This is a genomic window from Aminobacter aminovorans (assembly GCF_900445235.1).
Classification (GTDB): Bacteria; Pseudomonadota; Alphaproteobacteria; order Rhizobiales; family Rhizobiaceae; genus Aminobacter; species Aminobacter aminovorans.
Map to the genome: position 1 here is coordinate 1,225,492 of NZ_UFSM01000001.1, position 14,253 is coordinate 1,239,744.

Annotated in this window: 11 protein-coding genes and 1 riboswitch; of the genes, 4 read left to right on the plus strand and 7 right to left on the minus strand. The window is 64.7% G+C overall.

Annotated features, from left to right (window positions below; translation table 11 throughout):
- The first annotated feature begins 144 nt into the window (after positions 1-144).
- Positions 145-1,014, plus strand: a complete 870-nt coding sequence (locus tag DY201_RS05960; RefSeq protein WP_115730414.1) for an RNA polymerase factor sigma-32 — start codon at positions 145-147, stop codon at positions 1,012-1,014.
- 66 nt (positions 1,015-1,080) lie between these two features.
- Here the strand turns inward: DY201_RS05960 and DY201_RS05965 are convergent, their stop codons facing one another.
- The 4 genes from DY201_RS05965 to thiB all read right to left on the minus strand — a co-directional run bounded on the left by DY201_RS05965 (position 1,081) and on the right by thiB (position 6,362).
- Positions 1,081-2,529: a M48 family metalloprotease gene (locus tag DY201_RS05965; RefSeq protein ID WP_115733618.1), complete on the minus strand. Its 1,449-nt coding sequence runs from the start codon at positions 2,527-2,529 to the stop codon at positions 1,081-1,083.
- A 238-nt stretch (positions 2,530-2,767) separates the two neighbouring features.
- Positions 2,768-3,493, minus strand: a complete 726-nt coding sequence (gene thiQ / locus DY201_RS05970; RefSeq protein ID WP_115730415.1) for a thiamine ABC transporter ATP-binding protein — start codon at positions 3,491-3,493, stop codon at positions 2,768-2,770.
- Positions 3,490-5,106, minus strand: coding sequence for a thiamine/thiamine pyrophosphate ABC transporter permease (gene thiP / locus DY201_RS05975; RefSeq protein WP_115730416.1), 1,617 nt, complete (start codon positions 5,104-5,106; stop codon positions 3,490-3,492). The genes thiQ and thiP overlap by 4 nt, the downstream gene beginning before the upstream one ends.
- Positions 5,107-5,357: 251 nt before the next feature.
- A complete protein-coding gene (gene thiB / locus DY201_RS05985) occupies positions 5,358-6,362 on the minus strand; it encodes a thiamine ABC transporter substrate binding subunit (RefSeq protein WP_115733619.1) in 1,005 nt (334 codons plus the stop codon).
- Between the two features lie 44 nt (positions 6,363-6,406).
- A riboswitch (TPP riboswitch) is annotated at positions 6,407-6,530 on the minus strand.
- Between the two features lie 104 nt (positions 6,531-6,634).
- Between thiB and DY201_RS05990 the strand changes: the two genes are divergently transcribed.
- A complete protein-coding gene (locus DY201_RS05990) occupies positions 6,635-7,279 on the plus strand; it encodes a thiamine diphosphokinase (RefSeq protein ID WP_115733620.1) in 645 nt (214 codons plus the stop codon).
- Positions 7,280-7,282: 3 nt separating this feature from the next.
- Positions 7,283-9,097, plus strand: a complete 1,815-nt coding sequence (locus DY201_RS05995; RefSeq protein ID WP_115730417.1) for an ABC-F family ATP-binding cassette domain-containing protein — start codon at positions 7,283-7,285, stop codon at positions 9,095-9,097.
- A gap of 7 nt (positions 9,098-9,104) precedes the next feature.
- On the opposite strand, the gene DY201_RS06000 is transcribed toward DY201_RS05995, so the two are convergent.
- The 3 genes from DY201_RS06000 to DY201_RS06010 form a co-directional block, all read right to left on the minus strand.
- A complete protein-coding gene (locus DY201_RS06000) occupies positions 9,105-10,043 on the minus strand; it encodes a homocysteine S-methyltransferase family protein (RefSeq protein WP_115730418.1) in 939 nt (312 codons plus the stop codon).
- A 168-nt stretch (positions 10,044-10,211) separates the two neighbouring features.
- A complete protein-coding gene (locus DY201_RS06005) occupies positions 10,212-11,711 on the minus strand; it encodes a hypothetical protein (RefSeq protein ID WP_115730419.1) in 1,500 nt (499 codons plus the stop codon).
- Positions 11,712-11,786: 75 nt separating this feature from the next.
- The gene (locus tag DY201_RS06010; protein ID WP_115730420.1) at positions 11,787-13,085 is read right to left on the minus strand and encodes an adenylosuccinate synthase; all 1,299 of its coding nucleotides are present in this window, start codon (positions 13,083-13,085) and stop codon (positions 11,787-11,789) included.
- Between the two features lie 195 nt (positions 13,086-13,280).
- Between DY201_RS06010 and DY201_RS06015 the strand changes: the two genes are divergently transcribed.
- The gene (locus DY201_RS06015) at positions 13,281-14,213 is read left to right on the plus strand and encodes a DMT family transporter (RefSeq protein WP_115730421.1); all 933 of its coding nucleotides are present in this window, start codon (positions 13,281-13,283) and stop codon (positions 14,211-14,213) included.
- The last annotated feature ends 40 nt before the right edge of the window (positions 14,214-14,253 follow it).

Sequence of the window (14,253 nt, forward strand, 5' to 3'; positions counted from 1 at the left end):
GGCACAATACTGGAATGTGAATCTACAGGCCATGATGGCCGTCGCCCACTCCGGAACATTCACCGACGCGGCGCGTTAATGCCCCTGCGGGGCCGCGCGAGATTGCAACGCGCGCCCGGCTGCTCTTGAGACAAGGGGCGCAAGATGTATATGGATCGGGCAGGCCTGGCCGGAGAGCAGATGATGCTGAGGGCGGCGGCGCGCGCACCCTATCTCGAGCGTGGCGAGGAACTCGAGCTGGCGATCCGCTGGAAAGAGCGGCACGATCAGGACGCGCTCAACCAGATCACCACCGCCCATATGCGCCTCGTCATCGCCATGGCGGTCAAGTTCCGGCGCTACGGACTGCCGATGGGCGACCTCATCCAGGAAGGCCATGTCGGGCTGCTCGAAGCGGCGGCACGCTTCGACCCGGAGCGCGAGGTCCGCTTCTCGACCTACGCCACATGGTGGATCCGCGCCTCGATGCAGGACTATATCCTGCGCAACTGGTCGATCGTCCGTGGCGGCACGAGTTCGGCGCAGAAATCCCTGTTCTTCAACCTGCGGCGCATGCGCGCCCGGCTCGCCCAGGGCGGCGACCCGCTCGGAGGCACCGCCGCCTATCAGGAAATATCGGTAGCCCTTGGCGTGTCGGAAGCCGACGTTGCGCTGATGGACATGCGTTTGTCGGTGCCCGACACCTCGCTCAATGCGCCGCTCAGCGACGATGGCGATTCGGGCGAACGGATGGATCTGCTGGTTTCGGACGATCCCTTGCCGGACGAACTGGTTGGCGAGGCGATCGACATCGAGCGCCGCTCGGGGTGGCTGCATGACGCGCTCTCCGTGCTCAATGCGAGGGAACTGCAGATCATCGAAGAACGTCGGCTCACGGAGGAGGGTGCTACGCTGGAAGAGCTTGGCACCTCGCTCGGCATCTCCAAGGAACGGGTCCGCCAGATCGAGACCCGCGCCATGGAAAAGCTGAAATCCGCCCTGGAGCGCAAAAACCCGGCATTTCAGATCGCCTGAGCGCGCGACCTCTTGGATCCGCCCATCGGGTTTTCGGACAGTCGGACCGATTATCAGGCCGATGCGCTACCTGTCGGTGACGATTTTGACCTTGTCGCCGGCGGAGACCGACGCACCGGGCGCCAGGGCGTTCAAAACCCTGAACAGATCGAGCTTACGGTCGACGCCGACCATGCTGGCGGCAAGCGAGCCCATGTTCTGGCCGGGCTGGACGGTAACGACGCGGATGCGCAACGGCTTGAGGCCGGCTTTCTCCGCTGCCGTCATGACCCGGAAGCTGGAGCTGACCGATCGCGCAATGGTGTCGAGGGTGGTGCTGGCCGTCGGTGCGGCGGTCAGCAGGCGGTAGACCTGCGCGCCATTGCGGATCACGACGATGTCGAACTGCCAGCCTTCGGCGCTGGCGCGGGCGAAGGCGGCCTCGTTGCCGTTGATCGTTTCCGCGCGCACGCTCGACGGGTCGAGACCGGCGACCCAGCCGCTCTTGACGTAGTCGACCAGCGGCAGCTTGGCGTCGATCGCCACGCCATCGAAGCGGATCGCCGTATTGTCGGGGCCGGTCGCTGTGACGGCGGCGGCTGTGTTGTCGATGACGAAACCCTGCGGCACGGCAAACGAGATGCCGAGCTTGGGGTGCATGAAGGTCGTGCCGCGCACATAACCCTCGTCGGGCGTGTCGCCGAACAGCAGACCATCGATGCCGGCTAGAAAGGAGTCGCGGTCGCGGCGGCCTATGCCGGGCGCGCCGAACTGCCGGGCGTGACGCTGGGCAAGGTCGATACGCTGTGGCGCGTTGGGGTGGCTCGCCAGGAAGTCGAGGCTGGCGTCGGTGGCACCGCTGACGGCGCGTAGGTCGGAGTAGGCGGCCATCGACTGCAGGAAGCGCCCTGCGGCAAACGGATCGTAGCCGGCCTGGCCGCTCATCTTGATGCCGATGCCGTCGGCTTCCAGCTCCTGGTTGCGCGAGAACTGGGCGAGCCGGAGCTTGCCGCGGATCAGCGCTGCCTTGGCGGTCGGGCTTTCGCCAAGCACGTCGGTGACGACCTTGGTCGCCAACACTTCCTCGGCTTCCTTCTGCTGGCGCTGGATGCCGTGGTTGGCTGTGACGTGACCCATCTCATGCGAGATGACGGCAGCCAGCTCGGCCGAATCATTGGCTAGCGCGAGCAAGCCGCGCGTGACGTAGAGATAGCCGCCCGGCAGTGCGAAGGCGTTGACGTTGGGCGAATTCAGGATGGTGATACGGTAGGTCTGGTTCGGATTGCTCGACACGGTGGTCAGGCTGCCGACCACCTTGGCGACCATGCGCTCAAGCTTGGGATCCGAATACTCGCCGCCATAGGTTGCCAGGATGCGCGGATGCTGCGCCTTGGCGATCTCGGCAAGCTTGTCGTTGCGCGTGACATTGTCGACGGTCACCGGATTGTTGGACGGCTGGAACCCTGACTCGCGTACATCCGAAGGGTTGAGTATCTGGCAACCCGAGACAAGCGCCGACAGCGCGACGGCGACCATCAGGCGCGCATAGCGGGGCGTTCTCGTCTGGATCAACGTGTCGCGGCAGGTGGGCAGAGCTCGCGTCCTTTCAAAGTCCTCAGGCGGCCAAATTTCCCAAGCGTCATGCAAAGCAGAAGCGGGCCCGACAAGACGGACGTAGCCACACTCGGCTTGCCGACACAATAAGGCCGTAACCGCCAATGTGGCGATTTGGCTGTAAATTATGTCCGCTTCCGGGCAACCCGGCGTGATCGCGTCATCGCCGTTCACCGCCGATATAGTGTCTGAACGCTTCAGGTCCAGCATCCATAAAGAAATCCGCAGTCTTTCCGGCCGCCGCAACAGTGCCAGCCTCGACGAAAACCATGTTTTTGGCCAGTTTTCGGGCATCTTCGGGCTGGTGTGTCACGAAAAGCACGGTCATGCCGCGTTCTGCATGAAGGCCTGCCACGAGATCCAGCATGTTCTCGCGCAATGCTGGTCCAAGCGAGGCAAAGGGTTCATCCAGCAGCAGAATCGGCCGGTCGCGCACCAGCACGCGTGCCAGCGCCACGCGCTGGCGCTCGCCGCCCGACAATTCGCGCGGCAGGCGCTGCTCCATGCCGGCGAGGCCAACGCGTGCCAGCGCCGTCGCCACGTCCTGCCTGTCCCCCGCACTCAGCCGCAACGCCTGCGAGCGCCCAAGCCCGACATTCTTCTCGACGTCGAGATGGGCGAAAAGGTTGTTTTCCTGGAACACCATCGACACCGGCCGGTCGGCCGGCAGCGCTTTTGTCACGTCCATATCGCCGATCCACACGCGGCCCTCGCGGGGCGTTTCGAAACCGGCGACGAGGTTGAGCAAGGTCGACTTGCCGGCACCGCTCGGTCCCATGATCGCGGTGATCTCGCCCGCGGCAAAGGCCACGTCGAAGCGCACCATGGTGTCGCTGTAGCTGAACACCACATGATCGAGGCGCACCGCGGCACTGGTCGAGGTCATTTCGAAGTCTCCCTGCCGAGATGGTCGGCGAGCATCGTCAGCGCCAGGCACAACAGCCCGAGCATCAGCGCAAGTCCCGCCGCATCGTCGGTGCGGTAGCTGCCCATGCGGGCCAGCAGAAGGTAAGGCAAGGTCTGCACAGCGTCGCTGCCGAACAGCGCAATGACGCCCAGATCGCCGAGCGACAGCGCCATGGCAAAGGCGAATGCGGTGGCGAGCGGGCGCCTGAGCACCGGCCAGTCAATCAGCCGAAGCCTGTTCCAGCCCGAAATGCCGAGCTGGGCGCACAGCCTTTCGTGGCGTTCGCTGGCCGCATCATAGGCGGGACGGACGGCGCGGACGGCAAAGGGCATTGCCATGACGGCGTTGACGGTGACGACCATGAATGGCGCGAGCGCAAAAACGTCGACCGACTGCCGCACCAGTACGAACCAGCCGGCGCCGATGACGATCGGCGGCACCACCAGAACGAAGCCGGCCCCGGTGTCGGTGAAGCGTTCGAGCAACGTCTTTTCGCCGCCCGTCCTGCTGCCGGCCAGTGCCCGCCGCGCCATGACGAGGGACAGGGCAAGCATGGCCGCGAGTGTCGCCGACAGCGTGGCAAGCACGATGCTGGTCAGTGTCGCGCGTTGCACCGAAGCTTCGCCTGCCAGCCGGCCGAGATCGGCTTCAAGCCCTGAGGCGATCGTCGCAAGCAGGGGGCCGCCGACGAAGACGAGTGCGGCAAGGATGGCGGTGGTGTTGAATGCCTTCTCACCCACTCTCGCCCTGATGTAGTTGCGCTGCGCCACCGGCAGGTTGGCATCGCCCGTCGTGTTGGCCCCCAGCCGCATCAGCGCCAGCACCACGACTGCGGTGAGCGCTATCTGCAGCAGGGTCAGGGCGACGGCACGCGCGGGGTCGAAGTCGAAGCGCAGCGCCTGATAGATCGCAACTTCCAGGGTCGTTGCAGCCGGCCCGCCGCCGAGCGTCAGCACGATGGTGAAGGAGGTGATGCAGAGCATGAACACCAGTCCTGATATTCCGGGCAGGGCCGCCTGAATTGCCGGCCATTCGATCAGGCGGAAGCTCGACCGCGCGCCCATGCCGAGCTGGCTTGCCAGTCGCCATTGGTCTGCCGGCACCGTCTGCAGTGCCTCCAGTACCAGCCGGGTCGCCAGTGGCAGGTTGAAGAAGACATGGGCAACGAGAATGCCCGACAGGCCGTAGATGCCGGGCCAGGTGCCGCCGGTCAGCGCTGCAAGCGGCTTGGCGAAATAGCCGGCACGGCCGTAGAGCGACAGGATTCCAAGTGCTGCGACGATCGCCGGCAAAGCCAGCGGCACGGCAAACAGGCGCAGGATCAGGGCCCGACCGGCAAAGGCGGGATGCCGCGACAGGGCACGGGCGACAAAGATGGCCGGACCCACCGACAGCAGCGTCGACAGCAGCGCCTGCCACAGCGTGAAACGGGCGATACGGAAGAGATAGGCATCGAATGCGTTGGCAGCACCTTGCGGGTTGCGCGCGGCCTCGATGCCGAGGCCGGCGAACGCGCCACCGATCAGGATGCCGATGGCCGCCAGCGCGATGACGCCTGAGGTGATGCGGGGGTCGGAGGTGCGAGCGCGCATGCTGGGCTAGGCGCGTTTGGAGCGTGCGCGACGCAGAACGGCTACGTTGTACTCTACGTTGCCCCCCTCTGCCCTGCCGGACATCTCCCCCACAAAGGGGGAGATTAGCTGCTTTGCCGTTGCCGCCTCTTCCGTCGTCGTCGCGATTGGCAAAGGCCGCGCAACTGCCAATCTCCCCCCTTGTGGGGGAGATGTCCGGCAGGACAGAGGGGGGCAACGTAGGGTGGTCACGTTCGAGGCCTTTCGAAGTCTTACTTGCTCATCACGCCGAGCCACTCGTCGACCCAGGCCTTGCGGTTGGCAGCTACCTCGTCGGCGCTGAAGATCAGCGTTTTCGTAGGCTTCACCAGCTTGTCGAAGGCCGGGTTGAGCGGCTTGTCTGTCTTGCCGGCAGGCAGCATCCAGTTGGTTTCCGGCACCGCGTCCTGGAAGCCGGGGCTGGTCATGAAGGCCATGAACTTCTCGGCCAGCGGGTTCTTGGCGCCCGTCGTGGTGATTCCGGCGACCTCGATCTGCAGGTAGTGGCCTTCCTCGAACGACGCTGCCTGGTAACGTTCGGTGTTCTCGGCAACCATGTGGTAGGCCGGCGAGGTGGTGTAGGACAGCACCATCGGCGCCTCGCCCTTGGTGAACAGGCCATAGGCCTCGCTCCAGCCCGGCGTCACGGTCAGCACGCGGTCCTTGAGCTTGGCCCAGGCTTCCGGGGCCTTGTCGCCGTAGACCGACTTTACCCAGAGCAGCAGGCCGAGGCCAGGCGTCGAGGTGCGCGGATCCTGAATCGCGATCTTCTCTTCCGGATTGCCCTCGACAAGTTCCTTCAGGCTCTTGGGCGGGTTCTTCAGCTTCTCGGTGTCGTAAACGACGGCGAAGTAGCCGTAGTCATAAGGAACGAAGGTGTCGTCCTTCCAGTCGCCCGGAACCTTGACGTCGGCGCCGGCAGCACCGTGCGGCACGAACAGGCCCGTGGCTTTGGCCTCGGCGGTCAGGTTGGTGTCGAGGCCGAGCACGATGTCGGCCTTGGTCGCAGCACCTTCGAGCTTGACGCGGTTGAGCAGCGCCACGCCGTCGGCAACCGAGACGAAGTCGACCGTGCAGGCACAATCGGCCTCAAACGCCTTCTTGACCTGCGGGCCAGGACCCCATTCGGAGGTGAAGCTTTCATAGGTGTAGACGGTGAGTCTGCCTTCGGCCGCGGCCGGGAAAGCAACAGTGGCCAGCGCCAGGGCGGAAGTCATGGATAAGATCAGCGAGCGCATCGGCGCCTCCTTCATTGGTGTTGAAAGGGAATTTGAAGCGCCGGGCGTCCGAAGCATCTAATCCCTCCGCCGGTACAAACCGGATCAGGTTCAGCGGGTTGGCCGGGACGGTTCCCTATGCCTCTCAGCCGGCACGCAATCGCGCGACCGGCACCCCGTTAGAGCGGCTCAACAAATAGGCCCGCGCTTCAGGCCGCGCAAGCGGTAGTTTGCCGGCCACCAACCATGCCGCGGCCTTCCGTTTCGGCTGCCGGGCTGGTAATGCGCATGCCATGACCCGGTTCACCATACTTCTCGGCGGCGAGCTTTTCCGCACCTCGCGCCTCGACCGCCAGGTCGCGGACAGCCGCATCATTGCGGCCGACGCCGGCATCCGCCATGCGACCACGCTCGGGCTGACGCCGGAACTGTGGCTTGGCGACTTCGATTCCGTGCCATCGGATCTCGACCCGCGCTTCGCAGGTCTGCCCCGCGAAACCTTCCCAGCCGAAAAAGACAGGACCGACGGAGAGCTTGCCATCGATGCCGCGCTGAAGCTCGGTGCGACGTCCCTGGTGCTTGTAGGCGCCTTCGGCGGTGCGCGGGCCGACCACGCCTTTCTTCATTTCGCACTGGCGCTCAGGTTGGCTGAAGGTGGCATGGATGTACTGCTGACCAGCGGGCGCCAGGAGGCCCTGCCGCTTCTGCCCGGCACGGCATCCTTCGACTATGAAGACGGCATGCTGTTTTCCGTGCTCGCCTTCTCCGAGCTGACCGGGCTTTCAGAACAGGGCGCCAAATGGCCGCTCGACAATGTCGACGTGCCGTTCGGCTCGTCGCTTACCCTCTCCAATGAAGTGCGGGGTTCATTGCGGATTTCGCTCGGCAGCGGTCGTGCGCTGCTTCTCGCTCATCCCTTTCCTGCCTCGGATTTCTGAAACATGGCGCCACCGCTTCTCAATCTCGACGGCATCCGTCTGACCTTTGGCGGCACGCCGCTGCTCGACGGCGCGGCACTGACTGCCGCCGCCGGCGACAAGATCGCGCTCGTCGGCCGCAACGGCTCGGGCAAATCGACGCTGCTCAAGATTGCCGCCGGCATGATCGAGCCGCAGGACGGCGTGGTGTTCCGCCAGCCCTCGGCGACGATCCGCTACTTGCCGCAGATGCCTGACATGGATGGCTTCGCCTCGGTGCGCGCCTATGTCGAAGCCGGACTCGGGCCTGCCGACGATCCGCATCGCGCCACCTATCTGCTCGACCATCTCGGCCTGACCGGCGAGGAGTCTCCGGCTGACCTGTCCGGCGGCGAGGCGCGCCGCGCAGCACTTGCCCGCGTCATGGCGCCCGAGCCCGACATCCTGCTGCTCGACGAGCCGACCAACCATCTCGACCTTGCAGTCATCGAGTGGCTGGAAGAAGAACTCATCCGCACCTCGTCGGCGCTGATCCTGATTTCGCACGACCGCCGCTTCCTCGAGCGCGTCAGCCGCAACACCGTCTGGCTCGACCGGGGCCAGACGCGCCGGCTCGACCGTGGTTTTGCCCATTTCGAGGAGTGGCGCGACCAGATCCTCGAGGAAGAGGAGCGTGAGCAGCACAAGCTCGGTCGCCAGATCGTGCGCGAGGAGCACTGGCTGCGCTATGGCGTTACGGCACGGCGCAAGCGCAACATGCGCCGGCTCGGCGAGTTGCAGACGATGCGCCAGACGTTCCGTAGCCATCGCGGCGCCGAGGGCGTGGCAACCATGGTTGCAAGCGAGGCGGCGGAATCCGGCAAGCTCATCATCGAAGCCAAGAACATCGACAAGAGCTTTGGCGACCTGACCGTCGTCAAGGGCTTCTCGACGCGTATCCAGCGCGGCGATCGTGTTGGTCTCGTTGGCCCCAACGGTGCCGGCAAGACGACCTTGCTCAAGATGCTGACCGGCGAGATGGAGCCGGACGCCGGCAGCGTGCGGCTTGGCGTCAATCTGGAAATCGCCACCCTCGACCAGAAGCGTGAGGCTGTCGATCCGAACGAGACGCTGTCGAGCTACCTGACAGATGGCCGTGGTGAAAACCTCGTCATCAACGGCGAGCAGCGCCACGTCGTGTCCTACATGAAGGACTTCCTGTTCAAGCCCGAGCAAGCCCGCACGCCGGTGCGCGAGCTCTCGGGTGGTGAACGCGCCCGGCTGATCCTGGCGCGCGTGCTTGCCCGTCCGGCCAACCTGCTGGTGCTCGACGAGCCGACCAACGATCTCGACATGGAGACGCTGGAACTGCTGCAGGAACTGGTCGCTGGCTTTGCCGGCACCGTCATCCTCGTCAGCCACGACCGCGATTTTCTCGACCGCACCGTCACCAGCATCATCGCGCCCGACGGCGAGGGCCGCTGGATCGAGTATGCCGGCGGCTACGCTGACATGCTGGCCCAGCGCGGCGGCACCAAGCTCGACGACCGCAAGTCACGCAAGGCGGCCAATGGCCAGGCCTCAGCTGGCCGCAACGAAGCTGAAGCGCCTAAGGCCGCGTCGAAGAAACTGTCGTTCAAGCAGAAGTTCGCGCTCGAAAGCCTGCCCAAGAAGATGGAGGCGGTGACCGCTTCGATCTCGCGGCTGGAAAACCAGATCGCCGATCCGGCCTTCTACGAACGCGACCCGCATGGCTTCCAGAAGACCATCGCCGCCCTCGACAAGGAGCGCGCGACGCTGACTGCGCTTGAAGAGGAGTGGCTGGAGCTGGAGATGCTGCGCGAGGAGCTGGAAGGATAGCCAGGGCCTAAAGACAGGCCTCGCAGATCGCCGCGATATGGCGGTGATCGGTGCCGCAGCAGCCGCCAAGAACCTTTATCTGGCCGAAGCTGTCCCGGATGGCGCGGTAGCGGCGGGCAAGATCGGCGGAATCGCCAGGATCAAGCTCAGTCGCCGCATCAAGTTCGGCGTGGCTCTTTGCCGACGCATTCGCACGCACGCCACCAAGACGGTGACCCCAGTTGCCAGCTTCGGCCAGTACGCCTTCGAAATGGCTGGGATGGGCGCAGTTGATCATGAAGTAGGCGGGCGCGCCGTCCGTCTCGTCATCGACGATCTCGATCGCCTCCGCCAAGCTCTCGCCCGACGGCAATCGCCCGTCAGTCTCGACGGTAAAAGAAATCACCGATGGCAGGCCCGCGCCCATGGCGGCGCAGGCGATGCCGACTGCTTCCTGCGGGTAATTCATGGTCACGGCGCTGATCATATCGGCGCCGGCGTCGCGGAACGCGATGATCTGATCGCTGTGATAGTCTGCGGCTTCGACAGGCGTCATCATCAAGTCGGGACGGTAGCCGTCGCCGCGCGGCCCGACCACGCCATTGACCAGGACGGTCATCCCGCGGCCAACATAGGCCGCTCGCAGCGCCTGCGCCTGAGCGACAGCGCGACGGTTGAGCTCAGAGAGTGCTGCACGGGAATAACCGAGCCTTTCGCCCCAGTCGGGGTTGGCGCGCCATGTCGGAGTGTCCAAGACGAAACTCAGGCCGTGTCGTTCGGCGATTTCAAGATAGCGCTGGAAATAGCTGTCGAGCCTGTCGCGCCCGGTTGCATCGAGAAGCAGCGGAAATGCCGCGAAGCACGGCAGGTCGATCCCTTCCAGGAAGACCAACGTCGTCTCAAGGCCTCCATCGGTGAGGGCGATGGAGGCGCCGAGATGCGGGAGTTCTATCGTCGCAGGGCACATGACGCCCCCCAGAGGGATCTGGCTTGATGTCGGCTACATCCGCCAGGACACGCTGTTAAACGAGACCTTCAGATTAACATCTTAATTTAGCATCAGCTACTCTAAGCTGCCGACAGTCGGATTAAGCTGACGCGAACAGTCGCCCGCGCCGGCCAACCGAATTTCCGCTCAGCCTGCTTCCTTGGCCTGCCATGCCTTCATCGCGTCTTCGAACACCTTGTCGCCAGGGATGCCCTTTTCCAGCGTGAACAGTGCGCGGCGGCCGGACTTGTAGACCACCGGCACGTCGATCCAGCTCTGGCGACGCAGCAGGTTCAGATTGGCGTCGACCTCGGCCTTGGTATCGTTGAGCGCGACGAGGAAGAAGCCGTCAGCGATCTTGGCCGGAATGCCAAGCAGCGAATTGCCGGCGTCCTGTTCCGAACTCTTCATCGCCACGCGCAGGATGTTCTCGATGCCGCCGCCGTCAAAGCCCTCGGGCGTCAGGAAGATCATCTCCAGTATATGGCTCGCCGGCAGCGTCTTGTCGGCGTTGCGGCGGATGGTCATGCGTAGCTGAATGTCCTTGCCGGGTATGGTCGCCTCGGCGCGGATCGCAGGCTCGGGCGGCAAGTCGCCGCCGGGCGATTCCTGAACCACCGTCCAGACCACGGAACCCGGTTCGGCCGAACCCTGGGCGACGTTGGTGCGCTCTTCGTAGAAGATCGCCTTCTGGCCCACAGCCACGGGGGCGTTTTCGCCCGCAACGGGCACAGTCGTTGCCGGGGTTCCCTCGGCGGGTGTCGCCGGCGTGGCAGGGGTTGCCGGTGTGGGCTCTGGCGGCGTTGCCGGTGCCGGCTGGGTGAGTGCAGCGACCGAGGTGCCTTCGCCGACACCGTTGCTGCCGCTGGCCGGGCCTGGATCGACTTCCTTGCCATCCGCGGTCATGCGCTGGGTGAACTTGCCCGGCTCGCCGGCTGCCGGCGCCTGCGCGGTCTGACCGCCAGTTGCCGGCGGAGGCGTTGCAGCTTCATTCGCCGGGGGTGGTGTCTCAGCCGTCGTTTCGCTGCCGCTGCCAAGGAAGGCATCGCGGTTCGACCACAGCGCATAACCGCCGGCGCCGACCACCACCACGGCAAGCGCCGCGGCGATCAGGCCGCCGCTGATGCGTTTGCGCGGCTTCTGCCGCGAAGTGGCGAAGGGGTCGCCGCCGTCGGTCCCAGCGTCGCCGAAACGGTCGTTGCCTTCGCCTTCTGGCGCTTCGTCATCGTCGCTTGCCGAGAAGTCGGGCAGGGGTTCGCGCTGCTGCGGCGTGTAGGCCGGAATAGGGTCTGCGGCAGGCGGCGGAGCGACCGGGGTCACCGGGCGGCGTGGCTCCGGCTCGGGCGCGGTCCGGCTGTAGGTCGGCTGGTCCTTGTTGCGGGCGATCGAGCTAAAGACGTTTTCCAGCTCGGCCAGCGGATCGTCTTCCACCACTGGCGGATGGAACTCGGCCTCGACGATCGCGATCGCATCTTCGAGCGATTTCGTCTGGCGTTCGGCAACGGCTGCGGGCGGCTGCGGATTGAGCGCGGCGAGCTTGGCTGCGATGGTGCTGCGGGCCTTGTCATACACCCTCGCCCGCATCGCCGGCGTGGTGTCGCCCATGCCATCCAGCGTCTTTTTCAGAACCGCTACGAAGTCTGCCATTCTCTCGTCGACCTATCTCTTCTTCTGGGCCGGGCCGCGTCCGGCGGCAAATCAGCCGCCGGAAAGCTGCCAAAACTAGTCTTCAAACGGGTCGGTCACAAGTATCGTGTCATCCCGCTCGGGGCTGGTGGAAAGCATGGCAACCGGGGCGCCGATCAGCTCCTCGATGTAGCGCACATACTTCACTGCCTGGGCCGGCAGGTCGTTCCAGCTGCGCGCGCCTGCGGTGGTGCCCTTCCAGCCTTCGAGCGTCTCGTAAACCGGCTCAACGCGCGCCTGCGCGCCCTGGCTCGCCGGCAGGTAGTCGATCAGTTCGCCGTCGAGCATGTAGCCGGTGCAGACCTTGATCTCGTCGAGGCCGTCGAGCACGTCGAGCTTGGTCAGGGCGATGCCCTTGATGCCGTTGACGGCAACTGCCTGGCGCACCAGCACGGCATCGAACCAGCCGCAGCGGCGCTTGCGCCCGGTCACCACGCCGAACTCGTGGCCCCGCTTGCCGAGGAATTCGCCGACTTCGTTCTGCTGCTCGGTCGGGAAGGGCCCCTCGCCGACGCGGGTGGTGTAGGCCTTGGTGATGCCGAGCACGTAGTGGATCGAGCCGGGGCCCATGCCGGAACCCGCTGCCGCCTGGCCGGCGACTGTGTTCGAGGAGGTCACGAACGGATAGGTGCCGTGGTCGATGTCGAGCAGGGTGCCCTGGGCGCCTTCGAACAGGATGCGCTCGCCGGCGCGGCGCTTGTCGTCCAGCACCTTCCAGACGCGGTCCATGTAGGGCAGGATCTTGTCGGCGATCGAGGTCAGTTCAGCCATGATGACGTCATGGGTCACCTCCGGATGCCCAAGCCCGCGGCGCATCGCATTGTGGTGCGTCAGCAAGCGGTCGACCTTCTGGGGAAGCGTTTCCAAATCCGCCAAATCCATCACCCGGACAGCACGGCGGCCCACCTTGTCTTCGTAGGCTGGGCCGATGCCGCGACGGGTCGTGCCAATCTTCGTTCCCGAATTGGAGGCGGCGTCCTCGCGGAAACCATCCAGCTCACGATGCAGGGACAGGATAAGCGCGGTGTTTTCGGCGATTTTCAGGCGGTCGGGGCCGATCTCGACGCCCTGGGCGCGGATCTTCTCCAGCTCGGCGACAAAGGCATGCGGGTCGAACACCACGCCGTTGCCGATGATCGACAGCTTGCCCTCGCGGACGACGCCGGATGGCAGCAGCGACAGCTTGTAGACCACACCGTCGACCACCAGCGTATGGCCGGCATTGTGACCGCCTTGGAAACGCACCACCACATCGGCGCGCTCCGACAGCCAGTCGACGATCTTGCCCTTGCCTTCGTCGCCCCACTGGGAACCGACGACCACCACATTGGCCATAATATTTTCCTTCCGACATCGCGGCGCGGGCCGCGAACAGTGCAAAATGACAGGCCTCTATAACGCCAAGCAATTGGATGTGCGACCTTTCTTTGCCGCCTCAGGCATAACAATTTCCGCCTTTGGGGGCATTTACTTGTCCAAAGCCAGCACCTAGGCCGACATGGTGCCCCTCGCCAGCGAAAGTCCGGCCGCATGCATCGAAACGCCTATGTCCTGCTGTTGGCGACCACGCTCTTCTGGGGCGGCAATGCGGTGGCGGGCAAGCTTGCCGTCGGCCATGCCTCGCCGATGCTCCTGACCTCGCTGCGCTGGGCATTGGCCGCCGCAATCCTCGTCGCCATCGGCTGGCCCCGGCTCAGGGCCGACTGGGCAGTCGCGCGCAAGCACATCTGGCTGCTGATCGCCTTGGGTGGGCTCGGCTTCACCGCCTTCAATGCCGCCCTCTATTCGGCGCTCAATTACACCTCGGCCATCAATGCCAGCATCGAGCAGGCCGGCATGCCGATGGTCATCTTCGTCGCCAACTTCATCCTGTTTCGCATGCGAGTCACCTGGGGGCAGATCCTGGGGTTTCTGCTGTCGCTGACAGGCATCGCGCTGACCGCCAGCCATGGCGATCTCAGGACCCTTCTCGCGCTGGACATGAATTTCGGCGACGCGCTGATGCTCATCGCCGTCCTTGTCTACAGCGCTTACACGGTTGCGCTGCGCTTCAAGCCCGACATCCACTGGCTGAGCCTGATGATCGTTATGACATCGGCTGCCTTCGTTACCTCGATCCCGTTCGTGATCTGGGAGATCGGCAGCGGCCGCGCCATTGCGCCCGATGCGATGGGCTGGGCGATCACGGCCTACATGGTGCTGTTTCCCTCGATCCTGGCGCAGGTCTTCTACATCAGGGGCGTCGAGCTCATCGGCGCCAATCGCGCGGGCCTGTTCATAAACATGGTGCCGATCTTCGGTACGCTGCTTTCGGTGATGATCATCGGCGAGGACTTTCAGTTCTACCACGCGGTGGCCATCGTGCTGGTGCTCGGCGGCATCTGGCTTGCCGAGCACTCCGGGCGGAAAATGGCGAGCGCCGAGGAGCTTTTGGCTGCCGAAAAACACAGCTCCGATGCCTGAAAAGAAAAAGGCGCAGGACCAGCCCGCGCCTTTGGTGCCT

Coding starts and splice junctions, on each gene's coding strand:
- DY201_RS06000 (WP_115730418.1), bottom strand. CDS start 10,043: ATGTGCCCTGCGACGATAGAACTCCCGCATCTCGGCGCCTCCATCGCC.
- DY201_RS05960 (WP_115730414.1), top strand. CDS start 145: ATGTATATGGATCGGGCAGGCCTGGCCGGAGAGCAGATGATGCTGAGG.
- DY201_RS06005 (WP_115730419.1), bottom strand. CDS start 11,711: ATGGCAGACTTCGTAGCGGTTCTGAAAAAGACGCTGGATGGCATGGGC.
- DY201_RS05990 (WP_115733620.1), top strand. CDS start 6,635: ATGACCCGGTTCACCATACTTCTCGGCGGCGAGCTTTTCCGCACCTCG.
- DY201_RS06015 (WP_115730421.1), top strand. CDS start 13,281: ATGCATCGAAACGCCTATGTCCTGCTGTTGGCGACCACGCTCTTCTGG.
- DY201_RS06010 (WP_115730420.1), bottom strand. CDS start 13,085: ATGGCCAATGTGGTGGTCGTCGGTTCCCAGTGGGGCGACGAAGGCAAG.
- thiB (WP_115733619.1), bottom strand. CDS start 6,362: ATGCGCTCGCTGATCTTATCCATGACTTCCGCCCTGGCGCTGGCCACT.
- DY201_RS05965 (WP_115733618.1), bottom strand. CDS start 2,529: ATGGTCGCCGTCGCGCTGTCGGCGCTTGTCTCGGGTTGCCAGATACTC.
- DY201_RS05995 (WP_115730417.1), top strand. CDS start 7,283: ATGGCGCCACCGCTTCTCAATCTCGACGGCATCCGTCTGACCTTTGGC.
- thiQ (WP_115730415.1), bottom strand. CDS start 3,493: ATGACCTCGACCAGTGCCGCGGTGCGCCTCGATCATGTGGTGTTCAGC.
- thiP (WP_115730416.1), bottom strand. CDS start 5,106: ATGCGCGCTCGCACCTCCGACCCCCGCATCACCTCAGGCGTCATCGCG.